This is a genomic window from Nocardioides sp. dk884 (assembly GCF_009557055.1).
Classification (GTDB): domain Bacteria; phylum Actinomycetota; class Actinomycetes; order Propionibacteriales; family Nocardioidaceae; genus Nocardioides.
In genome coordinates, this window is sequence record NZ_CP045649.1 from 1,064,221 (window position 1) to 1,086,050 (window position 21,830).

Annotated in this window: 21 protein-coding genes; 17 read left to right on the forward strand and 4 right to left on the reverse strand. The window is 72.4% G+C overall.

Annotated elements, in window-relative coordinates:
- The first annotated feature begins 3 nt into the window (after positions 1–3).
- Positions 4–666, forward strand: coding sequence for an isochorismatase family protein (locus GFH29_RS05210; protein WP_153322358.1), 663 nt, complete (start codon positions 4–6; stop codon positions 664–666).
- Positions 663–1,241, forward strand: coding sequence for a hypothetical protein (locus GFH29_RS05215; protein ID WP_153322359.1), 579 nt, complete (start codon positions 663–665; stop codon positions 1,239–1,241). The genes GFH29_RS05210 and GFH29_RS05215 overlap by 4 nt, the downstream gene beginning before the upstream one ends.
- Positions 1,242–1,507: 266 nt before the next feature.
- On the opposite strand, the gene GFH29_RS05220 is transcribed toward GFH29_RS05215, so the two are convergent.
- Positions 1,508–2,968: an MFS transporter gene (locus GFH29_RS05220; protein ID WP_153322360.1), complete on the reverse strand. Its 1,461-nt coding sequence runs from the start codon at positions 2,966–2,968 to the stop codon at positions 1,508–1,510.
- 74 nt (positions 2,969–3,042) lie between these two features.
- Here GFH29_RS05220 and GFH29_RS05225 point away from each other — a divergent pair, with 74 nt between their 5' ends.
- Positions 3,043–4,713 (forward strand): carbon-nitrogen hydrolase family protein, encoded by a 1,671-nt coding sequence (locus GFH29_RS05225; RefSeq protein WP_153322361.1) that lies wholly within the window; start codon positions 3,043–3,045, stop codon positions 4,711–4,713.
- Positions 4,714–4,844: 131 nt separating this feature from the next.
- Here GFH29_RS05225 and GFH29_RS05230 read toward each other — a convergent pair whose 3' ends face one another.
- Positions 4,845–5,543, reverse strand: a complete 699-nt coding sequence (locus tag GFH29_RS05230) for a GntR family transcriptional regulator (protein ID WP_153322362.1) — start codon at positions 5,541–5,543, stop codon at positions 4,845–4,847.
- 176 nt (positions 5,544–5,719) lie between these two features.
- Between GFH29_RS05230 and GFH29_RS05235 the strand changes: the two genes are divergently transcribed.
- The 14 genes from GFH29_RS05235 (at position 5,720) to GFH29_RS05300 (ending at position 20,678) form a co-directional block, all read left to right on the forward strand.
- Positions 5,720–7,099, forward strand: coding sequence for a flavin reductase (locus tag GFH29_RS05235; RefSeq protein ID WP_153322363.1), 1,380 nt, complete (start codon positions 5,720–5,722; stop codon positions 7,097–7,099).
- A complete protein-coding gene (locus tag GFH29_RS05240) occupies positions 7,096–8,436 on the forward strand; it encodes an acyl-CoA dehydrogenase family protein (RefSeq protein ID WP_153322364.1) in 1,341 nt (446 codons plus the stop codon). Before GFH29_RS05235 ends, GFH29_RS05240 begins: the two co-directional genes overlap by 4 nt.
- Positions 8,433–9,935, forward strand: a complete 1,503-nt coding sequence (locus tag GFH29_RS05245; RefSeq protein ID WP_153322365.1) for an aldehyde dehydrogenase family protein — start codon at positions 8,433–8,435, stop codon at positions 9,933–9,935. The genes GFH29_RS05240 and GFH29_RS05245 overlap by 4 nt, the downstream gene beginning before the upstream one ends.
- Positions 9,932–10,864: an isocitrate lyase/PEP mutase family protein gene (locus GFH29_RS05250; RefSeq protein ID WP_228387777.1), complete on the forward strand. Its 933-nt coding sequence runs from the start codon at positions 9,932–9,934 to the stop codon at positions 10,862–10,864. Before GFH29_RS05245 ends, GFH29_RS05250 begins: the two co-directional genes overlap by 4 nt.
- Positions 10,865–10,874: 10 nt before the next feature.
- Positions 10,875–12,107: an FAD-dependent oxidoreductase gene (locus GFH29_RS05255; RefSeq protein ID WP_153322366.1), complete on the forward strand. Its 1,233-nt coding sequence runs from the start codon at positions 10,875–10,877 to the stop codon at positions 12,105–12,107.
- The gene (locus GFH29_RS05260) at positions 12,104–13,546 is read left to right on the forward strand and encodes an aldehyde dehydrogenase family protein (protein WP_153322367.1); all 1,443 of its coding nucleotides are present in this window, start codon (positions 12,104–12,106) and stop codon (positions 13,544–13,546) included. The genes GFH29_RS05255 and GFH29_RS05260 overlap by 4 nt, the downstream gene beginning before the upstream one ends.
- Before the next feature lie 85 nt (positions 13,547–13,631).
- A complete protein-coding gene (locus GFH29_RS05265) occupies positions 13,632–14,447 on the forward strand; it encodes an oxidoreductase (RefSeq protein WP_153322368.1) in 816 nt (271 codons plus the stop codon).
- Positions 14,448–14,457: 10 nt separating this feature from the next.
- Positions 14,458–15,456, forward strand: a complete 999-nt coding sequence (locus GFH29_RS05270; RefSeq protein ID WP_153322369.1) for an alpha/beta hydrolase family protein — start codon at positions 14,458–14,460, stop codon at positions 15,454–15,456.
- 10 nt (positions 15,457–15,466) lie between these two features.
- Positions 15,467–16,732: an aromatic ring-hydroxylating oxygenase subunit alpha gene (locus tag GFH29_RS05275; protein ID WP_194289029.1), complete on the forward strand. Its 1,266-nt coding sequence runs from the start codon at positions 15,467–15,469 to the stop codon at positions 16,730–16,732.
- On the forward strand, positions 16,729–17,469 hold the full coding sequence (locus GFH29_RS05280; protein WP_153322370.1) for a hypothetical protein: 741 nt from the start codon (positions 16,729–16,731) through the stop codon (positions 17,467–17,469). Before GFH29_RS05275 ends, GFH29_RS05280 begins: the two co-directional genes overlap by 4 nt.
- Positions 17,466–18,419 carry a hypothetical protein gene (locus GFH29_RS05285; protein WP_153322371.1) on the forward strand — a complete coding sequence of 318 codons (954 nt, stop codon included), beginning with the start codon at positions 17,466–17,468 and terminating at the stop codon, positions 18,417–18,419. Before GFH29_RS05280 ends, GFH29_RS05285 begins: the two co-directional genes overlap by 4 nt.
- Positions 18,416–19,222: an SDR family oxidoreductase gene (locus GFH29_RS05290; protein ID WP_153322372.1), complete on the forward strand. Its 807-nt coding sequence runs from the start codon at positions 18,416–18,418 to the stop codon at positions 19,220–19,222. The genes GFH29_RS05285 and GFH29_RS05290 overlap by 4 nt, the downstream gene beginning before the upstream one ends.
- A complete protein-coding gene (locus GFH29_RS05295) occupies positions 19,222–19,932 on the forward strand; it encodes a hypothetical protein (RefSeq protein WP_153322373.1) in 711 nt (236 codons plus the stop codon). The genes GFH29_RS05290 and GFH29_RS05295 overlap by 1 nt, the downstream gene beginning before the upstream one ends.
- A complete protein-coding gene (locus GFH29_RS05300) occupies positions 19,929–20,678 on the forward strand; it encodes a hypothetical protein (protein ID WP_228387778.1) in 750 nt (249 codons plus the stop codon). Before GFH29_RS05295 ends, GFH29_RS05300 begins: the two co-directional genes overlap by 4 nt.
- Before the next feature lie 237 nt (positions 20,679–20,915).
- On the opposite strand, the gene GFH29_RS20430 is transcribed toward GFH29_RS05300, so the two are convergent.
- Together GFH29_RS20430 and GFH29_RS05305 are read right to left on the reverse strand one after the other, a co-directional pair.
- Positions 20,916–21,074: a hypothetical protein gene (locus GFH29_RS20430; protein ID WP_194289028.1), complete on the reverse strand. Its 159-nt coding sequence runs from the start codon at positions 21,072–21,074 to the stop codon at positions 20,916–20,918.
- 60 nt (positions 21,075–21,134) lie between these two features.
- Positions 21,135–21,788: a class E sortase gene (locus tag GFH29_RS05305; protein WP_194289027.1), complete on the reverse strand. Its 654-nt coding sequence runs from the start codon at positions 21,786–21,788 to the stop codon at positions 21,135–21,137.
- Between the last annotated feature and the right edge of the window lie 42 nt (positions 21,789–21,830).

Sequence of the window (21,830 nt, forward strand, 5' to 3'; positions counted from 1 at the left end):
GCGATGGCGACCGAGCGCTCCGCGGACTACTCCTCGGCCGGCTTCCTGGGCCGCATCGGCCCGGGAAGTTCGCCGGCGGTGATCGTCGTCGACGTGTGCCGCGCCTACCTCGCGGGCGGTCCGCTGACCGACGAGGGCGGCCGGTTCGAGGCGGCGCGGGCGAGTGCCGAACGGGTCGTCGAGGCGGCCCGCGCGGCCGGCCACCCGGTGCTGTTCACCGAGGTCCGTCTCGCCCCCGGCCGCAAGGACGCCGGCTGGTTCGGCGTCAAGGTGCCCGGCCTGGCCGCCTTCGAGCAGGGCTCGCCGTGGGCCGAGGCCCCCGACGCGCCCGCGCCGCTGCCCGGCGAGCTCGTGGTGTCCAAGCAGTACGCCTCCGGCTTCTTCGGCACCTCGCTCGCCTCGACCCTGCGGGCGCTCGGCGTCGACACGACGTACGTCCTGGGGTTCTCGACCAGCGGCTGCGTGCGGGCCACGGCGCTGGACGCGCTGCAGAGCGGGTTCCGCCCGCTCGTGGTGCGCGAGGCGAGCGGCGACCGCGACGCGGGTGTGCACGAGGCCAACCTCTTCGACCTCGACGCCAAGTACGCCGACGTGGTGTCCGAGGCCGAGGCCATCGACCAGCTGCGGGCGATCGCCCCGCGCGACCTGACCGGAGGACCTGCATGAGCATCGTCGAGCTCGACTCCCCAGACCTGACCTGGGGCCAGCACACCGTGGCCGGCGCCGACGTGCCGGCCGGGATGGTGATGCTCCACGCCGACGCGGAGCGGCCCTACCGCGCCGTGCTCGTCGGCTTCCCCGACGGCTGGCGCCGCGACGTGACCGGCAATCAGCCGGCCGGTGAGGAGATGGTCGTCGTCTCCGGTGCCCTGCACATCAGCGGGCGCACCTGCGGCACCGGCGAGCTGCTCGTCGCCGAGCCGCACGCCACCCGGGCGGCGACCTCCACCGAGCCCGGCACGCGCGCCGTCGTCTGGTTCACCGGCACGCCCGGTGGCTGGAGCGAGGGCGAGGCCGAGCGCCCGGGCAAGCTCGACGTCGTCCCGATCGCCCCGGGCCTGGTCCGCGGCCCGAGCGCCACCCTGCCCGGCACCATCGAGGTCCGCGACGACGTCGCCGGCGCGGTCTTCGACAGCGACGCCGACCTGGTCTGGCCCGACACTCAGCGCTACCTGCACCTGCCCGCCGGCACCCCGGCCCCGCAGCTCCCCGGCCGCGCCGTCATCCGCATCTGGGGCTGACCCCGCCCTCGGCGCCCAGCGCCCAGCAGTACCCACCGCCCGCCCCCGGCCTCCGTGCCGGGGGCGGGCGTTTGCTTGTAACGCGGGGTTGTTGCCGCTCCACACGCGTCGTACGACGGGGGAAGCGTCGACGGTCCGTGGGAAGGGCCCCGCGGCCCCGCCACACGCGCCGACTCGCGCCGCCACACGCGCCGACTCGGGGAAGGCGACGAAGCGCCCGGCCCCTCCCTCGCGGGAGGAGCCGGGCGCTCGTGGTGTCTGCCGGGTCAGGCCACCGTGTCGGGCGAGGCGTGCGAGGCCGCCGCAGCGGCGGCGGCGTCGTCCTCGAAGGTGTCGCGGATCCACAGCAGTGCGAGCACCGCGGCGAACATCGCCGGCACCAGGACCAGCATGGCCAGGGCCAGCGGCTCGCCGTCGTACGACGTGGACCCGATCAGGTCGGAGGTGACGCCGATGAGCAGCGGGCCGACGGCGCCGCCGAGGGTGACCAGGAAGGTGAGCAGGGCGAAGCCCATGCCCCGGCGGTCCGCCGGCACGACGTCGGCGGAGGCGGCGGTCAGGTTGGGGATGGCGGCGGCGAAGCCGGCGCAGGCCACGCAGACGAGCGCGATCCGCAGCCACAGCCCCGGCAGCAGGACCGAGCCGGTCAGCGCGACGGCACCGACGAGCAGGAACCCGGTCGCGACCTTGATGCGCCAGCCCGGACGGATGCCGTGGAACTTGTCGCCCATCCGGCTGCCCAGGATGATGCCGATCACGATGCCGGTGCCGCCCACGCCGCCGGCGAGGCCCGAGGCGGCGTCGTAGCCCAGGTCCTCGGTGCGCTGGAGGAAGGTGGGCAGCCAGTAGAAGAGCCCGGCCACGCCCAGCGACAGCAGCGCCTGGCCCAAGATGATGCCCTTGAGGGTCTTGACCTTCAGCAGGCCCCGGGCCTCGGCGAGCAGTGAGCTCTTCGACGCCGTGAGGACGCCGTGGGCGCCGTCGGACTCCACGGCACCGCCGCGGAGCCGGTCCATGCGGTCACCCAGGCCGCGCAGCGGCTCCTTGAGGGTGAGCACGAGCAGCGCCACGACCAGGCCGGGCACCGCCGCGACGAAGAACACCGCACGCCAGTCCATCGCCTCGGCGATCGCGCCGCCGAGGATGACGCCGGTCGGCAGGCCCATGTAGTAGCCGGCGCGCTCGAAGCCGAAGGCCTTGCCGCGGCTGCGGGCGGGGTAGTAGTCGGCGATCAGGCTGGAGGCCGGCGGGTTGTAGAGCTGGCCGGCGGCGCCGATGAGGACGCGGACGGCGAAGAACATCACCAGGCTGGTCGCCAGGCCGCTCAGCACCGAGCAGATCGACCAGATGAGCACGACGACGAAGATCGTCACCACGCGGGGGGCCCGGTCGGCGAGGCGCCCGGCGGGCAGGAGGAGGATCGCGGCCGCCAGGCTGGCGGAGGTAGGGATCGCGCCCGCGACCGTGTCGCTGAAGCCGAAGTGGTCCTGGATCGCGGGCAGGGCACCGGAGATCAGGTTGATCTCGACGCGGTCGATGAACGCGACCAGCGCGATCACGATCGCGGGCCACCAGCCGAGAGGAGCCGGCTTGGAGAGGTCGACGCTGCGTGCGGGACGCCTCGGGAAGACGTCCAGGGTGACGGTGGAGGACGCGGCCACGCCGGACGAGGCGTCAGCGGCCTCCCGGGCGGGCCGCTCCGGTGCCACGTCGTGCGTGTCGGTCATGAGATCTGCTCCTGTCGTGGAACCTGGTGTGCAACGCTTGGTGCAAGATCGTACAAGATATATAGGAGACAAAGTTGTCCGTCCTACGCGTCGCCGCCGTCCAGTTCGCCGCCACCGAGGACGTCGCCGAGAACCTCGCGACCTGCCTGCGCACGATCGACGAGGCCGCCTCTCAGGGCGCCCGGGTGGTCGTGCTCCCGGAGTTCTGCAACCACGTCTCCTGGTACGGCTCGCGCGAGCACGCACGGGAGAAGGCCGTGACCCTCGACGGCGACTTCGTGGCGGCCCTCGCCGAGCGCGCCGCGCGCCACGAGCTGCACCTGATGGCCAACCTGACCCTGCTGCGCGAGGACGGGCGCGTCAGCGGCAGCAACGTGCTCTTCGGCCCCACCGGCGAGGTGCTGTGCGTGAGCGACAAGCAGGTGCTGATGGGCAGCGAGCGCGACCACATCGACACCGCCGTGGACCGCTCACCGGTCGTGGCGACCGAGGTGGCCCGCTTCGGCCTGTACTCCTGCATGGACGGCGTCATCAACGAGACCCCGCGGATGCTCGCGGTCGAGGGCGCCCAGGTGCTGCTCAACAGCGTGAACTCCTTCGCCCTCGACGAGGCCACGCTGCACGTCCCGGTCCGTGCGGTCGAGAACAAGGTGTGGGTCGTCGCCGGCAACAAGGTCGGCCCGCTGGTCCCCGAGCACAGCATCCAGGCGGTCGCCGAGCGCGTGGGCGTGCCGGTCGAGCGCCTCCACGGTGCGGGCGAGGCGCAGATCGTGGCCCCCGACGGCACCGTGGTCGCCCGCGGCCCGCGCACCGGGGAGGCGGTCGTCGTCGCCGACATCGAGGTCGAGGCGGCCGACGACAAGCGGCGCCCGGACGGCACCGACCTGATGGCCGCGCGCCGTCCCGAGATCTACGGCCCCATCGCCGAGGAGCCACGGGGCCGCCGGGCGCCCGCGGGCGCTCCGCGCGCCACCGCGGTCGTCGTCGCGCCCGCCCCGGGCGAGGACGTCGCGGCACTGCTCGCCAAGGCGATCGCCGAGGGCCCCGACCTGGTCGTGCTCCCCGAGCTCGCCGCCCACGAGGACGGTACGGCGAGCACGCCCGCACGCGCCGGGCTCGCGGCCGCCGACATCGCCGCCGCTCTGGCCGGCACCTCCACCCTGGTCGTGACCAGCGTCGTCGATGGTGCGCGCCACCTCGGCCTGGTGGTGGGGGAGCGCGGCGTGGTCCTCGAGCAGCCGCAGCTGCACCGCAGCGCCCGGCACGCCGCCTGGCACACCGAGCTCGGTGACGAGGTCACGGTGCTGGAGACCGACTTCGGCCGCCTGGTGGTGCTCGTCGGCGACGACGCGCTCTACCCGGAGGCGTTCCGGCTCGCGGCGTTCCAGGACGCCGACGTGGTCGCGGTGCCGTTCAGCGCCGCCGAGTCGCACGACCTCGACCTGCTGCTGCGCGAGCGCGCCGCGGAGAACCGGGTCAACCTGGTCGCCGGCTCCCGGCGCACCGGCGCGGAGCGCACTGGCGCCGCCGTGCCGCTCTCGCCCGACTTCACGCTGTGGGGCGACGGCTGGGAGACCGGCTTCGCCGGCGTCATCAGCTGCCCGGAGCTGGTCGTGGCCCGCGAGTCGCTCACCACCGTGTCGCTGCGCCCGGAGTGCGCGACCAACCGCTTCGTCAGCAAGGGCACCGACGTCGTCGACGGTCGCCCGTGGTCGCTCGCCGCGCCGCTGGTCACCGCCCGCTGACCCCGTTCACGGCCCCGGAACGGCGAAGCCCGGACTCCTGAGGAGTCCGGGCTTCGTTCCCGTGAGACCCCGGGGGGCCTCGGAAGCTCTGGCCGCGTGATCGACGTCGCGCTCGTTGAGCGAGATCGAGGTCAGGCGGAGGTCTCGCCCCGGGCTGCCAGTGCCTGGAGCATCGCCTGCTGGGTGCTGTCGAGGTGGGCGATCCAGGCGGCCTTGAGCCCCTCGGTGTCGCCGGCGCGCGCGAGCGTGAGGAGCTCCTTGTGCTCGTCGATGCGGCTCTGCTGGGTCTCCGGCTCGCGGTCGAGGTTGTCCATCAGCAGGTGCAGGTAGCGGTCCGAGGACTTCCACAGCAGGTCCAGCACGCGCCGGTCCGCGCTGCCGAGCACGTGGTCGAGCATCGCCTCGTGGAACGCGTGGTGCTTGGCGGCCAGCAGGGCCGGCTCGCGCACGATCCCGACGTACTCCGCGAGGGCCTCGTCGGCGGTCTGGAGGTACTCCTCGCGCATCGAGGCCATCGCCCGCACGGTGAGCTCGCCCTCGATGAGCTTGCGCAGCTCATAGATGTTGGTGAGGTCCTCGGCGCTGAGCGAGGCCACGAGCGCGGAGCGGCCGGGGCGCAGGCTGATGACGCCCTCGCTCTCCAGTCGGCGCAGGGCCTCGCGCACGGGGATGTGGCTGACGGCGAACTGCTCGCACAGGTCCACGATCGAGACCGCGGAGCCGGGGGCGATGTCGCCGTTGAGGATCGCGCGGTGCAGCTCGTCGGTCACGCGGTCGACGAGGGACTGGTGCGCGATCGGGCGGACCGAGGTGGAGGCCTGTCGGGCCATCGGTACTCCTGGGGGTGACGGGGGGCAGGGGGGTGCCTCGGACGGGCCAAATCATATATCGGCCCCGCGCGGATCCGTCTGCTGCCGAGCGGGGTCCCCGGGTTGGGACCAAAGTACTCTTGCGCGCCACGGAAGAAGATATTGTATATTCTCCTACGAGGATGAGGAGGTGAGCCGTGGTCGATCCACAGGTCTTCCGGGACGTGCTGGCCCAATGGCCCAGCGGCGTGACCGTCGTGACGACACTGGCAGCCGACGGCAGCCGGATCGGGATGACTGCGAGCTCGTTCTCGAGCGTGAGCGCGACCCCCGCGCTGGTCTCGATCTGTCTGGACCGCACGCTCTACACGCATGATCAGATCGCCCAGGCCGGGTGCTTCGGCATCAACGTCCTGGCCAAGGACCAGATCGAGGTCGGCCGGCGCTTCGCCGGCATGGTCAAGGACTGCCCTGACCGGTTCGCCGGGGAGGAGTGGTCGACCGCCGAGACCGGCGTCGCCCTGCTCGACTCCGCGCTGGGCTGGCTGGACTGCCGCGTCGTGCACCAGTACGACGGGGGCGACCACACCATCTTCGTCGGGGAGGTGCTCGCGGCGAACGCCGCGCGCCGCTCCGCACCGCTGCTCTACCACGCCCGCGGCTGGGGGCAGTTCGCCGACGTCCTGCCCGAGGTGGCGACGCTCGCCGACGGCGGCGCCGTCCGGGCGCTGCGTGAGCGCGGCGAGGACCCGGAGTCGGTCGCCGCGGTGATCGCGGCGCTCGCCGGGGCCGGGGTCCGGGTGCGGGTGCTCGACCTGGTCGGCACCGAGCCCGGGGCGGACCCCTCCGTCGTGGCCGTGGACGCGGTCGACACCCAGGCCGCGCTCGCCGCGGTGCCCACCTGCGTCGACCTCGCGACCACCACCGCCCGGGTCGGCGACCGGCTCCAGGCCGAGCAGGCGCTGAGCCTGGGCATCGGCACCGTCGAGGTCATCGCCGACCTCGGCGGCGACCCCGTCCTCGGGGCCGACCCCGACGAGGCCCTCGCCCGTGCCCTGGCCACCATCGAAGGCATCGAGGACCGGGCCGCGGTGACCCTGCTCGACCCGTTCGATCCGGCCCGCGCCGAGAACGTCATCGCCGCCGTGATCACCCTGGCGGCCCGGGGGGTGCGCGAGGTGTGCCTGCCCGACACCGACGGTCGCGCCACCGCGCTCGAGGTGCGCGCGCTGCTGGCGGAGGTCACCCGGCTTGCCCGCCCGACCGCGCTGCGCGTCGCGCTGCACGACCGGGACCGCCTCGGCCTGGTCAAGGCCCTCACCGCGTTGAAGAGCGGCGTCACCCACTTCGACACGACCCTCGGCGGGCTCGGCGGCGCCGTCGCCACCGAGGACCTGGTCCGGCTGCTCGAGACGCTCGGCGTCACGACCCCCGCCGACCCCCACACGCTCTCCGGCCTCGCCCAGCAGCTGCGCGGCGAGGCCACCTCGGGCCTGCTCGGCCCGGACCCGGTCGCCGACCGGTCGGAGCTCGCTCCGGGAACTTCCACCCCTGACACCGTAGGAGCCGCAGGATGACGGCACGACTGACCGCAGAGCGCCTTCTGCCCGACCTGACCCCTGCCGAGCGCGCCCGCGCCGAGCGGGTCGAGTCGGTGCTCCCGGCGATCGCCGCTGCCGCCGAGGCAGCCGACACCGCGGGCAAGCTGCCCGAGGGGCACCTCGACCTGCTGGGGGAGGCCGGCCTGCTCGGCCTGGTGATCCCCGAGGAGTTCGGCGGGCTCGGGGGTGGCCTGCGCGACCTGGCCGCCACGACGTACTCGATCGGCACGGTGTGCGGCTCGACCGCGCTGGCGTACTTCTTCCACTGCTCCTCCTCCTCGCGCGGCATGCTGCCGATGGCGGCCCTCGAGGCCGGGCTCTACACCGACGAGGAGGCCCCCGTCGTCCGCGCGTTCGCCGAGAAGGTGCTCACGCTGATGGGTGCCGAGAAGAAGTCGATCGGCAACTTCGCCTCCGAGGCGGTCAAGGCCTCCAACGCCAACGTGCTGATCCAGACGACCGCGACGCGCACCGAGGGCGGCTGGCTGCTCAACGGCGAGAAGTCCTTCGGCTGCCTGTCCGGCTCCGGCGACTACGCCCTGGTCACCGCGCGCCGCGAGGACGTCGAGGGTCTCGACGCGCTCAGCCTGTTCCTGGTGCCCAAGAACGCGCCCGGCTCGCGCCCGCGCCTGAACTGGTCGGGCCTGGGCATGCGCGCCTCGGACAACTTCGGGCTCATCTTGGAGGACTGCTTCGTCGCCGAGGACCTCGCGCTGACCGTCCCCGGCGGCTTCACCCGCGCCACCCAGATGTCGCGCGGCTCGTGGGTCGGCAACCAGATCGCGATCGCCGCGATCTACGCCGGCATCGCGCAGGGCGTCTGGGACTACGCGCTCGGGCGCACCATGGCGGCGACCTTCGCCGACACCGGCAAGCCGATCGCGTCCTCCCCGATGCACCAGGTGCTGATCGGTGAGGGCGAGCGTCACCTGGCCGAGGCCCACCTGTGGCTGCGCCGCCAGATCGAGCTCGAGGCCAGCGACCCGCCGATCCTGCCCAAGCCCGAGGTCGTCCAGAGCTGGAAGCTCGCCAAGGGCGCGATCTGCGAGCACGCCCACGAGGTCGCGCTCGCGGCGCTGAAGATGTGCGGCACCTCCGGGGCCCTGATGGGCAACGAGATCGGCCGCGCGGTGCGCGACACGACCATGGGCCTGGTCCAGGCGTTCCCCGCCGAGCGCGGCAAGCTCGACCTGGCCAAGATGATCGTCGAGAAGGAGGGCTGGGCCGGTCTCACCACGACCGACAGCTTCAAGCCCGCCGCCGAGGCGACCCCCGTCAACGGCACCGGCGCCCCCGCGCTGGAGAAGGCATGACCGCCACCGAGGCGCCGGCCACCGCCGGCCGCATCGAGGTCCCCGACGTCGTCGAGATCATCGCCGGCGTGACGGCGGTCCCCGGTGACCGCCTCGAGCTCGTGCTCGAGGACCCGTTCACCGGCGCCGAGCTCGGCCATGCCGTCGCCAGCACCGCCGAGGCCGTCGAGCGCGCGCTCGCCGCGGCCACCGAGGTGCACCTGTCCGGCTCCTGGTCCAGCACGCCGATCGAGCGCCGCGCCGACATCCTCGAGTCGATCGCCGACGCCGTGATGACCGAGGTGCCGCGCCTGGCCGCGCTGGAGTCGTTCGCCACCGGGGTGCCGGTCAGCCAGACCCAGATCGTCGCGCTCATCGACCACGCCGCCTTCCGGCTGGCCGCCGCCGCGATCCGGGGCGGCGCGCTGCACGAGACCACCACCGGCGAGAGCGGTCAGGCCGTCGAGGTGCACCGCCTCCCGCTGGGCCCGGCGCTCAACCTGGTCCCGTGGAACGCCCCGGCCCCGATGGCCGCGCACAAGATCGCCAGCTCGCTGGCCGCCGGTGCGCCCACCATCCTCAAGCCGAGCGAGTACGCGCCGTACGCCACCACCGAGCTGGCGCGCATCGTCGCGCGCGTGCTCGACGCCGAGGGCGTCGCGCCCGGCACCTTCCAGCTCGTGCAGGGCGGCGCCCACGTGGGCGGGACGATGGTGCAGGACCGCCGGATCCGCGCGGTCTCCTTCACCGGCGGGCTGATCGGCGGCAAGGCCATCGCCGCGGCCTGCGCTGCGAACTTCACCTCCCTGCAGCTCGAGCTCGGCGGTAACAACCCGCTCCTCGTGCTCCCCGACGCCGACCCGGCCGCCGCGGCGCACCACGCCGCCGACCTGCTCACCACGCTCAACGGCCAGTGGTGCCGTGCGCTGGGCCGCCTGATCGTGCCCGAGGCGCTCGCGGAGGAGATCGTCGAGCTCACCCTGGGTCGGCTGGCGGAGCTCCAGGCCGGTGACCCGCTCGACGAGGCGACCCAGCTCGGCCCGATCGTGCACTCGGTGCACCGGGCCCGCCTGGTCGCCGCGATCGAGGAGCGGGTCCGGGCCGGCGGCACCGCACGCGCCGCGACCACGCTGCCCGAGGGGGGTCACTTCCTGGCGCCCACCCTCCTCACCGGCGTGCCCGACGAGGCCGCGCACGAGGAGGTCTTCGGACCGGTGGCCACCGTGCACACCTACCGCACCGAGGAGGAGGCGCTGGCCCTGGCCAACGCCACCCCCTTCGGGCTGGAGGGGTACGTCGTGGGCTCGGACGAGCAGCGGGCGCTCGCGGTGGCCCGCCGGGTCCAGGCCGGCGAGGTCAAGGTCAACGGCTCCACGATCATGAACCTCCACCTGATGACGCCCCGCCCCGCCTGGGGCTGGTCGGGCATGGGGGAGGAGGGCACCGTGGAGACCATCCGGATCTTCACCGGCGCCCGCGTGGTCGGCGTCGAGGGCGGCTTCGCCCTCCACGGCCGGTGACCTCGCAGCACCTCCTGCGGGCGGCGCCGGCCGGTGCCGCCGACCGGCTGCGGGCCCTGCTCCAGGGCACCGAGCTCGTGCACCTGCCGGGGGTGCACGACGCGGTCAGCGCGCGGCTCGCGAGCCGCAGCGGCGCCCGCGCCCTGCACCTCTCGGGCGCCGCGGTCTCCGCGGTGGAGCTGGGCCTGCCCGACATGGGCTTCGTGCACGGCACCGACATCGCCCGCCGGGCCGCCGTCGTGGCGGCCTCGGCGGACGGCGTCCCGGTGCTCGCCGACGCCGACACCGGCTACGGCAACGCCCTGCAGGCGCGGCACACCGCGATCGGCTACGCCGCCGCCGGGGTCGCCGGCCTGCACCTGGAGGACCAGGTCTCGCCCAAGCGCTGCGGCCACATGGCCGGCAAGGCGGTCGTCTCGCGCGCCGAGGCGGTGCAGAAGGTGCGCGCCACGATCGATGCCGGCACGTCCCTGGTCGTCGTGGCCCGCACCGACGCGCTGTCGGTCGAGGGCATCGACTCCGTGGTCGAGCGCTGCCTGGGGTTCGCCGACGCCGGCGCCGACGCGGTCTTCCCGGAGGGCGCCGGGCTCGCCGACCTGGAGCGGGTGCGCGCAGCCCTGGACGCCGCCGGCCACCGGGTGCCGATGGTCTGGAACCGCTCCGAGGCCGCCGGCCCGGTCGAGTCCGGTCCGACCGCGGCACAGCTCGCCGAGGTCGGCGTCCGCGCCGTGATCCACCCGGTCTCCGCGCTGCTGGCCGCCGCCCGCGCGATGGAGCAGGTCTACGCAGCAATCGTCACGTCGGGCTCCGCGGCCGGCACCGAGCGCTGGGAGTGGCCCTCGCTCACCGGGCTCGTGGGCCAGCCCGAGCTGCTCGACGAAGAGAAGCAGTACGCCGTCGCCGAGGCCTCCCCTCGGCGCACCTCGTGAAAGGGAAACGATGACCACCACCCCCGCCCCCCACCACAGCACCGTTCTCGTGGCCGGCGCCGGCGCGGTCGGCCTCACCGCCGCCCTGGTCGTCGCGCGTGCGGGCGTGCAGGTGACAGTGCTCGAGGCCGGCGCGACGCTGTCCACGGAGTCGCGCGCCTCGACGTTCCACCCGCCGAGCCTGGAGATGCTCGACGACCTCGGCGTCCTCGAGCCGCTGATGGCCCGCGGCATCGTCTCCACCGGGTTCCAGTACCGCGACCGCCGCTCCGGCCCGATCGCCGACCTCGACCTCGGCGTGCTGGCCGACGACACCCGCTTCCCGTTCCGGGTGCAGTGCGAGCAGTCCAAGCTCACCCCGATCCTGCTCGAGGTGCTCGAGGGCCTCGACAACGTGACCGTCCACTTCGACCAGCGTGTGGTCAAGGCCGAGACCACCGCCGAGCTCGCGACCCTGACCACCGAGCGCGGCGACGTGTTCACCGCCGACTGGGTGCTCGGCGCCGACGGCTCGAACTCCCAGGTGCGCCAGACGGCCGGGTTCACCTTCGAGGGGATGACCTACCCCGAGCGCTTCCTGGTCGCCTCGACCACCGAGGACCTCGACACGATCCTGCCGGGCATCTCCGCGGTCAACTACGTCTTCGACCCGACCGAGTGGCTGGTGCTGCTGCGCACCCCCGAGCACTGGCGGATCCTGTTCCCGACCGACCCGAGCACCCCCGACGAGGTCGAGATCGACGCGGCCCGCGTGCAGGAGCGCCTCGCCGGCGTCGCCGACCTCGGCCGCGACTGGGACGTCTTGCACACCACGCTCTACCGCGTGCACCAGCGGGTGGCCGACACCTTCCGCAAGGACCGGCTGATCCTGATGGGCGACGCCGCCCACATCAACAACCCGCTCGGCGGCATGGGCATGAACAGCGGCGTCCACGACGCCATGCTCGAGGCCCTCGCGCTGATCGGCGTGCTCGACGGCTCGGCCTCCCTCGACGACCTCGACGAGGTCTGCGAGGCCCGCCGCCAGGTGGCGCTCTCCTACGTCAAGACCATCACCCACGACAACTGGGAGAAGCTGCGCCAGGACGACCCGGCGGCGCAGAAGGCCTACCACGACGAGCTGCGCACGCTGGCCGCCGACAAGGAGAAGATGCGCAAGCACCTGCTCAACACCTCGATGATCAACTCGCTGCGCAGCGGCCAGGTCGTCGACATGGTCGGCGTGGGCGGTACGCAGGCGTGAGGATCGAACGCGAGAACCCGGCGCGCACCGACGAGGTCGTCGGCGCCGTCGAGTCCTCCGACGCCGCTGCGGTCGACGAGGTCGTCGCCCGCGCCCGCGCCGCCCAGGCGGAGTGGGTGACCGTGCCGGTGGACAAGCGCGCCGCGTTGCTGCGCGAGGCCGCGGCCCGGGTGCGTGCGCACCTGGAGGAGATCGCCACCCTCACCGCGCGCGAGACCGGCAAGGTGCTCGCCGACTCCCGCGGCGAGGCCGGCTTCGCCGCGACCGTGCTCGGCTTCTACGCCGACCGCGGCGAGGCGCTGCTGACCCCCGGCGGGTACGACGACGAGCGCGGCCGGATGAGCGTGCGGCACCGTCCGTACGGCGTGGTCGCCGCGGTCACCCCGTGGAACGCGCCGCTGATCCTCACCACGCTCAAGCTCGCGCCGGCGCTGGTGAGCGGCAACGCGGTGGTCGTCAAGCCCTCGCCGTTCGCGCCGTTCGGCATCGGCCGGCTGCTCGAGCTCGTCGGCCAGGACCTGCCCGCGGGCCTGGTCCAGGTCGTGCACGGGGGAGCGGAGACCGCCAGCGCGCTGGTCTCCCACCCGGGCGTCGACCGGGTCGCGTTCACCGGCGGCGAGACGGCCGGCCGGGCGATCGCCTCGCTGGCCGGGCGGGCGCTCACCCCCAGCGTGCTCGAGCTGGGCGGCAACGACCCGGCGCTGATCCTCGACGACGCCGCGCTCGACGACGCCGCGCTGGACCGGCTGGTCATGGCGGCCTTCGCCACCAGCGGCCAGGTCTGCATGGCGATCAAGCGCCTCTACGTCCACCGCAGCCGCCTCGAGGAGGTCGTCTCCGGACTGGAGTCCGCGGCCGCGCGGGTGCTGCGCACCGGCGACCCGCTCCACGACGGGGTCAGCATGGGCCCGGTGGTCAGCGGCCCCTCGGCGGCGCGGGTGTCCGGCCTGGTCGAGCAGGCCCGCGCCGCGGGCGCCGACGTGCGCGAGCTCGGCACCGTCGACCCGGCGAGCGACCTCGCGCGCGGCTACTTCGTGCGCCCGACGCTGGTGCTGGGCGCCGAGGACTCCGCACCGATCGTGGCCGAGGAGCAGTTCGGTCCCACCCTGCCGGTGCTGGCCTTCGACGACGTCGACGAGGCGGTGGCCCGCGCCAACGCCGGCGACCTGGGCCTGGGCGGCTCGGTGTGGTCGGCCGACGAGGACCGCGCGTTCGCCGTGGCGGCGCGCCTCGACGCGGGCTTCGCCTTCGTCAACACCCACAACCGCACCGGCATGGCGCTGCACGCGCCGTTCGGCGGGGTGAAGCGCTCCGGCTGGGGCCGGGAGTACGGCGACGACGGCCTGTGGGAGTACGTCCAGCCCTGCGTGGTGCACGCGCCGGCGGCGTTCCGTGCCGGGGGAGCAGGGCTGGCCGCGAACGCCTACCCCGGGTCTTGAGAGTTCGGGACCAAGGTCCCGAGCCGGACCGATCGATATAATATATAGTTCAGGCATCACCGCCCGAGATCCCCGAAGGACACCCATGAGCCAGAACCTCAAGTACGTCCAGGACTTCCTGGACGACGCCCCGGTCACTGACGTCTCCGCGATCTTCGCGGAGTGGACCGACATCATCGAGGGACTCAAGACCAAGGCGATGGCGCACTTCGATCTGGTGCGCGACCCCTCCACCGAGGAGCTCGAGGCGTTCTCCTCCGATGTCGAGGGCGGCCCCTCGGGCAGCGTCCGCGGCTACACCGGCCCCGACGTGGACTGGATGATCCACTCGCACATGCAGAACAAGGGCCTGGGCTTCGTCAACGTCCACCTGACCATCTGGCTCGGCCCGCACATCGACGTGCCGCACTTCGGCATGGCGCTCGGTGCGTTCCCGCAGGCCTGGATGTTCCTGGACTCGGTGCCGCGCAAGGTGATCTCGACCGACGCCGACTACTTCCGCAAGTACTACGAGCCCTTCAACCAGGAGTGGCTGACGCTGCACAAGGAGACCCCGGGCCTCGAGGAGTTCGTCTCCCGCGACGCGTTCGTGCGTGCGACGTACTCGCCGACGGCGTGGTCGTTCATGGCGCCGGGCTCGCAGGAGATCTTCGACCTGGCCCGCAAGACCGCCAACGCCCACATGGACCGCTGGCTGCAGTGGGTCGACGAGGCCATCGCGGTGCCGGTCGAGAAGCGCGCCGAGCTGGCCGCCAACGACCTGGCGACGCGGCGCAACATCGCCGAGCTGGACCCGGCCAACGTGGTCGCGGTCCGCTACTTCGGCGAGGAGCGCACCGCTCAGCTGGTCCGCGCCCTGTGGGGCGGCGACCGGGCCCTGCCCCGCCCGCTCGAGGCCTGACGACGACGCGATGAGCTCTCCTGTCCTGGTCCGGGCGGTCCGCGAGGCGGTGCGCGTCCCCGGCGCGCCCGCCCCGTACGACACCGCCCACGTGACCATCCGGCACCCGGCCCGGCCGGCGTCGACGGAGGTCGAGCGGATGAGCGGCATGCTCCCCGCCGACGCCTCCGGCGCGCCGTACCCCGTGGTCGTCGTGGTGCCGGGCGTGAACGTCTCCTCCGAGGGCTACCGCTGGCTGGCGGTCGCCCTGGTCGAGGCGGGCTACGTGTGCGTCACCTACGACTGGGTGGGGGAGCTGTTCGCGGGCCAGAACGGACTCACTCCCGGGGTCGACCTGACCGCGGTCGGGCCCGACACCTACGGCACCAAGCCGACCACGCCCGCGCTGGCCGCGGTGCTGGACAGGCTCGCCGAGCTGAACCGGGTCGAGGGAGTGCTCGGCGGGCTGCTCGACCTGGGCCGCGTCGCGCTGTTCGGCCACTCCGCCGGCGGCACCGTCGCGCTGCAGTCGGCGAGCCCGGGGTGGTTCCCCGGCGTACGCGCGGTCATCACCTACGCCTCGCACACGATGGCCTCCCAGCAGCTCGGCCACCCGGCCGGCACGCTGCTGACCGCGCCGGTCGCCGTACCCGTCCTGCTGGTCGGCGGCAGCGCCGACGGCGTGGTCGCGGCGAGCGCGGTGCGCTACGGGGAGGAGGCCGGCGCTCCCGGCCACGACCCGCTCGAGCGCACCTGGCGCGAGGCGCTGCCGGGCGCGGCCGAGGCGTGGCTCGCGGTGCTCTCCGGCGCCGGGCACATGCTGCCGGCCACTCCCGCGGACCCGTCCTCGGCGCGCGGGTTCCTCGAGGAGCCCCTCGACGCCGACCAGGACGAGCTGCGCGAGGTGTTCGCGCGGCTGCTCACCGACTTCCTCGACGCGAAGCTCTGCGACGACCCGGCCGCCACGGCCACCCTGCAACACCACCTGGACCAGCCCAACCCCGTCTTCGCCGATCTTCGGCGACGCTAGGAGGATCACGATGTTCAAGAACTTCTGGTACGCCGTCGAATTCGCCACCGACGTTGTCCCCGGCAAGCCCAAGAGGGTCAAGGTGCTGGGTCAGCAGCTGGTCCTCTACCGCAAGAACAGCGACAACTCCGTCGTCGCGATGTCGGACCTGTGCGTGCACCGCGGTGCCGCGCTCTCCGACGGTGAGGTCAAGGGCGACTGCATCACCTGCCCGTACCACGGCTGGGAGTACAACCCCGCCGGTGAGGTCACCAAGATCCCCGCGCACCCCGACAAGGGCATCCCGCGCAAGGCCCGCATCGACTCCTACCCCGTGCAGGAGAAGTACATGATGGTGTGGGTCTACATGGGCGACCTGCCCGAGGAGGACCGCCCGCCGATCCCGGACTGGTCCGCGGTCGACGACACCGACACCTACGCCGCCGTCACCGGCAGCTTCTTGTGGAAGTCCAACTACGAGCGCATCCTCGAGAACGGCGTCGACGTCGCGCACACGCCGTTCGTGCACGGCGGCGTCTTCGGCAACCCCGAGAAGCCCGAGGTCCCCGAGTTCGAGATCGAGGAGGGCCCCTGGCACTGCAAGGTGTCGGTGAAGCTCAACCCGCCGAAGTCGAAGGGCCTGTGGGGCATCATCAACCCCAACAAGCAGGACCTGGCGAACCGCCCGCAGGTGCCGGTCTCCACCACCTGGTGGCTGCCGAACATGATCCTGCTCGAGGTCGACACCCCGATGGGTGCGATGAAGATCTTCGACGTCAACATCCCGATCGACGAAGAGACCACGCTGGTCAAGTTCATCGCCCTGCGCACCTTCTTCAAGGGCAAGTGGGCCGACCGCGACGCCAAGCGCCGCGTGTTCAAGGTGCTCTACGAGGACCAGGCCATCGTCGACGCCGTGCGTCCCGAGCTGCTCCCGTTCGACCTCTCCGATGAGCTGCACGTCAAGAGCGACTACAACGCGGTGCTCTACCGCCGTCGTCGCCAGCAGCTCATCGACATGGGCTGGTCGGTCGAGGGCAACACGATCGTCGGCGAGGGCCCGGCCCGCGTCGAGGCCCGCGTGATCCCCTCCCCGATCCGCAAGGAGGTGCCGGAGCTCGCCAGCGCGTGGAACTTCAAGGAGGTCCGCAGCCGCGAGATCAAGGCCGGCATCCAGGAGAAGGAGGCGGCCGCCAAGGACGTCGCTGCCGCCCGCAAGACCAAGGCCGCCACCAACGGCGCGGCCGCGAAGACCGCCACTGTGAACCCCACCAACAACGAGGACGTCAAGGCATGAGCCTGCCCGAGGAACTCTGCATCGGCACGCTGAACGAGATCGTCAAGCGTGGCAACCTGACCGAGATCACCGGGGCCGACGGCGGCCCCTTCCAGGTGCTCGGCTCCGTGATGGGCCCCGACCCGGTCGGCTCGGTCCGGATCTTCTCCGGCGAGAAGATCGCCAAGGTCGTCTACGTCGGCATCGTGGTCCCGCAGATCCAGATGGACAGCCACATGGTGTTCGCGTTCATGCCCGACGGCTCCCCGGTGCCGCACTACACCCTGGACTCGGTCCACGCCGGTGGGCACTACGCCTTCCACATCGACCTGATCCAGCGCGCCGACGCCGGCACCCACATGGTCTACAACGACTGGGCGCACACCCCGCTCACCGAGGCCTACGAGCAGGTCAACGCGATGGAGGGGCTCTCCAAGGCCGCTCTCGAGCCGCGCCAGCTCACCGTGATGTCGTCGTGGATGCTGGCCAGCCGTGCCAGCGAGGAGGCCTTCGGCAACCTCCACGCCCCGGTCAACGCCTACCTCGACCACTGGTTCTCCCTCGTCGAGGGCGGCGTGCCGACCGAGGTCACCGCCGACCTGGCCGACACCGACCTGGCGGCTCGCGACGCGAAGAACCGCGCGCTGCTCTTCAGCCCCGAGGTCGACAAGGTGTGGGCGCAGATCTCGCGCCTGCTCACCGAGCCGGTCGCGGAGAGCATCCGCCTGCAGCTGGTCGACAACGAGCTCCCTGCATGAGCGAGGCCCAGGCCAGCGAGTGGCAGAAGCGCATCGCGGGGGAGTGGCACGGTCGTCCGTCGCTCTTCGACGCCGAGGGCAACCACGTCGGCTTCGAGCGGATCGCTCGCGCCAGCGTGGTCGAGAACGGTGAGACCAGCTATTGGATGAAGAGCCAGCTCGAGGGCACGGGGCCGTTGCGCAACCGCCTCGAGGTCGGCGCGACGTTCAACTTCGGCATCGTCGACTCCGACGAGAACCGGGTCTACGTCGGGCCGGACTTCTTCGGCACCGGTCAGCCCTACGGCACCCTCGTCGACGCGAACTACTACTCGCCGGCCTGGCAGGCCGACATGCACACCTGGAACCAGGTGCTGCCTGACGGCGACACGCAGGTCTACTCCTCGATCCTCTACGACGGCTGGTCGGTGGTGGCGCTGTTCAACGGCGTCTACAAGCGGACCTTCGACCACGAGACCAACCCCGAGACGCAGGCCTACGTCGAGGACTGGATCGCCGCCGAGACCCGGCGCGGTCCGGTCCCGCAGGTGCTGCCGACCAAGGAGGCCGGGACCTACTCCGGCGTCCTGGCGGTGGTGGGGGAGGACCAGAAGCCGGTCGGTGAGGTCGCGGTCCGCATCGAGCACGAGCCCGTCGGGCTGCGCTCGGTGCGGCACAGCGTGACCTGGACCGGCGCGCTGGAGCGCTCCTACACCTATGAGCGTCAGCGTGACGGGGCCCGGGTGCTCTACGAGGGCCCCGAGGTCTACGGCAACGCCATGACCTTCGGCCGCGCGGTCTTCACCAACCAGCACCTGGTCGGCCCGGACCTGAAGGGCGTGGAGAAGATCCGCGGTCGGGAGTACGTCTTGGATCCCGAGACCCGCGACCTCGCGGTGGTGTGGCGGCTGTTCCACGGCGACCGCACCACCCACTTCGTGCACGGCCTGCTGACCTGGGAGGCCCGATGAGCGGCACCGACGGCCGCGTCGTCGTCGTCACCGGCGGCACCCGCGGCATCGGCCTGGGCCTGGCGCGTGAGTTCCTGGCCCGCGGGTGCCGGGTGGTGATCTGCGGTCGCAGCGACGCCGCGGTCGCCCACGCCCTCGGCGAGCTCGGTGCCGGTGAACGCGCGACCGGCCTGGCCACGGACGTGACCGACCGGGCGGCCGTCCAGGCGCTGTGGGAGCACGCCGTGGCGGCGTACGGCCGCGTCGACGTGTGGATCAACAACGCCGGCATCTCCGCGCCGCACAGCACGATCGTGGCCGCCGACCCCAAGACCGTCTCCGATGTCTTCGCCGTCAACGTCTCCGGGGCCCACAACGGCTGCGCGGTGGCGGGCGCCGGGATGGCCACCCAGCCCGGCGGCGGCTGGGTGTGGAACATGGAGGGCTTCGGCTCCGACGGGCGCATCCAGGCCGGCATCGGCATCTACGGCGCCTCCAAGCGCGCGGTCCGCTACCTGACCGAGGCGCTGGTCAAGGAGCACAAGGAGAGCCCGGTCAAGATCGGCTTCCTCTCCCCGGGGATCGTCGTGACCGACCTGCTGGTCGGCGACTACGACGGCAAGCCCGAGGCGTTCGCGAAGGCCAAGAAGGTCTTCAACATCCTCGGCGACAAGGTCGAGACGGTCACGCCGTACCTCGCCGAGAAGGTGCTCGCCGCGCAGAAGAACGGCGCGCGGGTCGAGTGGCTGACCAACGCCAAGGCGGCGCGGCGGTTCATGGGCGCCGGCTTCCGCAAGCGCGACCTGTTCGCCGAGGCGGGCTGATGGACGCCGCGCGCGGGGTCGACGTCTGCACCGAGTACGGCGTGGCCCTGGCCGTGGAGGACTTCGTCCCCTGCGTGCTGGCCCTCGCCGCGCTGGTGATCCTCGCCCAGGCGGTACGCCGGCGGGTGCCGGCCGCCTACCCGGTCGCCCTGATCGGCGGCCTGGTGGTCTCGGCGGGCGGCTTCGGCAAGGCCACCTGGAAGCTCCTGGTGGCCACCGGCTGCTGGGAGTACCCGTGGCTGGAGTCGCTGCTGTTCCCCTGCCTGGCCTTCGGGTTCTCCGCCGTCGCCTGGGCAGTGCTCAGCGCGATCAAGGGACGCGAGGTCGCGCCGCTGGGGTTCGTGCTCTTCCCGCTCGCGGCCGGCGTCGGCGCGGCCTGGATGAGCATCTCGGCCGGTGAGTACACCAACTGGCCGCTGCTGATCGCGGCCGCCGTGGGCGCCACGTTCCTCGGGGTCACGCTGGCCGCCACCGCCTTCCGGGCGGGCAAGGCGTCGGTCGGCGTCCTGTTCGTGATCTACACCCTCGGCACCAACATCCTGCCGCCGCTGGCGGCGCAGCCCGAGCAGTCCGCGGAGCTGCAGTGGGCCGAGCAGCTGACCAACTCCGCGGTCCAGCTGTGCTTCCTGCTCGGGGCTCTCTGGCTGCGCGAACACATGACGAGCAAGGCGGCCGGCGAGGCCGCCGAGAAGACAGGAGTGCCCGCGTGAGCGTGGACCGTCTCGGCTGGCGCCGGAAGTTCGGCGTCATCGCCCCCAGCACCAACACCATCGTCCAGCCCGAGTTCGACATGATGCGGGTGCCCGGCGTGACCTCGCACTACGGGCGGATCTTCATCCCCGACGGCCGCATCGCGACCGATGAGGGGATGGAGAACCTGCTGGTGCAGATCCGCGCCAACATGGACGCCTGCGTCGAGAGCCTGATGACGATGCAGCCCGACTACATGGTCATGGGCATGAGCGCGGAGACGTTCTGGGACGGCGTCGAGGGCAACCGCGCCTTCGTCAAGCAGATCCAGGCGCTCACCGGCGGCCTGGGCGTGGCGACCGGCGCCGAGGGCTGCGAGCGCGCGCTGCACCTGTTCGGTGCCAAGAAGATCGCCGTGCTCACGCCGTACACGCCGATCGGCGATGCCAACGTGCGCAAGTTCTTCACCGAGCTCGGCTTCGAGGTCGGCCAGATCAAGGGGCTGTGCGTGAACAGCGCGGTCGAGATCGCCCAGGTCAGCGAGAAGACGCTGCGCGAGTCGCTGGTCGAGATCAACGACTCCGACGTCGACGCGATCGTGCAGTGCGGCACCAACCTGTGCATGACCGAGCTCGCCGACGAGGCGGAGCGCTGGCTGGACAAGCCGGTGATCGCGATCAACGCCGCCACCTGGTGGATGGCGCTGCGCGACAACGGCATCGAGGACAAGCTGCACGGCTACGGCACGCTGCTGCGCGAGCACTGACCCGCGCCGGCTTTCCACCGCTGGCACAACGACGGGCCCGCACCGACCCACTGGTCGGTGCGGGCCCGTCGTCGTTGTGGTGGTCGATGGTCGGCGGTGCGGGGGCGGCCGGTGGTCGGTGTCTTTCCGCGCAATTGCGCGGATAAGTACCTGCGGGCGGCCGAAACCGGTGTTTTTCAGCGCAATTGCGCAGTTACGTGCACCCCGCAGGCCAGCACCCCGGACGCTGGCCCGTGCTCACTCGCCGACGGTGACGTCGTCAAAGGGGAGCAGCGGCTCGACGGCGGGGAAGACGACTGTCATCAAGACGATGAGCACCAGTACGACGAGGGCCAGGGCCTCGAGGAGCTTCGCCCAGGTCGGGCCGGGCAGGATCCGCCACAGCGCTGCGTACATCGGGTCTCCTTCGGGGAGCGGGGAGCGGGGAGCAGGGAGCAGGGAGCAGGGAGCGCGGGATCAGGCGAGGTCCGGCGGCGGGCCGGCCTCGGCGGCGTACCGCTCCACGAGCTCGGCGCCGAGGACGAGCCGCTCGCTGGAGCCCCAGCGCGGGTGGCAGGTCACCAACGTCATGGTGCGCGCCGTGGGCTTGGCGCCCGGGAAGCCGGCGACCGGCTCGACGACCTCGACGGCGCTGGGGCTGACGATGCGGCTCCAGGTGACCTCATAGACCAGCCACTTGCCGACGGTCTCGACGATGATGCGGTCGCCCTCGCCGACCTGGTCGAGGTTCGCGAAGGGCTCCCCGTGGGTGGCGCGGTGCCCGGCGATGGCGAAGTTGCCGACCTGTCCGGGCAGCGCGGTGCCGGGGAAGTGGCCCGGGCCGCGGGCGAGGTCGGAGTCGCCGACGCCCTCGACGACCACCCACTCCCAGTCATCGCCCAGGGCGGGGATGTGGAGGACGCCGAAGCCCTCACCGGCCCGCGGGGTGCTCGCCTCGGCGGACTTCTGGGCGCCGTCCGAGGTGAGCTCGCGGAAGTCGTCCATCAGGCCGCGCTGCGCGGCCTGGGTCTGCTGGTTGGTCCAGACCAGCAGATAGAAGGCGAAGGCCAGCAGCACCAGTCCCGCGGTGATCGCGACCTCGGCGACGGCGCGGATTCCGGTGGAGATCACGGTTCGTAACATCGCTGACACCCTAAATAATATATCATCGCC

What these genes read in the sequence shown, in the direction of transcription:
- GFH29_RS05210 (WP_153322358.1), top strand. Translation starts at nt 4, where the DNA reads ATGGCGACCGAGCGCTCCGCGGACTACTCCTCGGCCGGCTTCCTGGGC.
- GFH29_RS05215 (WP_153322359.1), top strand. Translation starts at nt 663, where the DNA reads ATGAGCATCGTCGAGCTCGACTCCCCAGACCTGACCTGGGGCCAGCAC.
- GFH29_RS05220 (WP_153322360.1), bottom strand. Translation starts at nt 2,968, where the DNA reads ATGACCGACACGCACGACGTGGCACCGGAGCGGCCCGCCCGGGAGGCC.
- GFH29_RS05230 (WP_153322362.1), bottom strand. Translation starts at nt 5,543, where the DNA reads ATGGCCCGACAGGCCTCCACCTCGGTCCGCCCGATCGCGCACCAGTCC.
- GFH29_RS05240 (WP_153322364.1), top strand. Translation starts at nt 7,096, where the DNA reads ATGACGGCACGACTGACCGCAGAGCGCCTTCTGCCCGACCTGACCCCT.
- GFH29_RS05245 (WP_153322365.1), top strand. Translation starts at nt 8,433, where the DNA reads ATGACCGCCACCGAGGCGCCGGCCACCGCCGGCCGCATCGAGGTCCCC.
- GFH29_RS05255 (WP_153322366.1), top strand. Translation starts at nt 10,875, where the DNA reads ATGACCACCACCCCCGCCCCCCACCACAGCACCGTTCTCGTGGCCGGC.
- GFH29_RS05265 (WP_153322368.1), top strand. Translation starts at nt 13,632, where the DNA reads ATGAGCCAGAACCTCAAGTACGTCCAGGACTTCCTGGACGACGCCCCG.
- GFH29_RS05270 (WP_153322369.1), top strand. Translation starts at nt 14,458, where the DNA reads ATGAGCTCTCCTGTCCTGGTCCGGGCGGTCCGCGAGGCGGTGCGCGTC.
- GFH29_RS05275 (WP_194289029.1), top strand. Translation starts at nt 15,467, where the DNA reads ATGTTCAAGAACTTCTGGTACGCCGTCGAATTCGCCACCGACGTTGTC.
- GFH29_RS05280 (WP_153322370.1), top strand. Translation starts at nt 16,729, where the DNA reads ATGAGCCTGCCCGAGGAACTCTGCATCGGCACGCTGAACGAGATCGTC.
- GFH29_RS05285 (WP_153322371.1), top strand. Translation starts at nt 17,466, where the DNA reads ATGAGCGAGGCCCAGGCCAGCGAGTGGCAGAAGCGCATCGCGGGGGAG.
- GFH29_RS05290 (WP_153322372.1), top strand. Translation starts at nt 18,416, where the DNA reads ATGAGCGGCACCGACGGCCGCGTCGTCGTCGTCACCGGCGGCACCCGC.
- GFH29_RS05295 (WP_153322373.1), top strand. Translation starts at nt 19,222, where the DNA reads ATGGACGCCGCGCGCGGGGTCGACGTCTGCACCGAGTACGGCGTGGCC.
- GFH29_RS20430 (WP_194289028.1), bottom strand. Translation starts at nt 21,074, where the DNA reads ATGTACGCAGCGCTGTGGCGGATCCTGCCCGGCCCGACCTGGGCGAAG.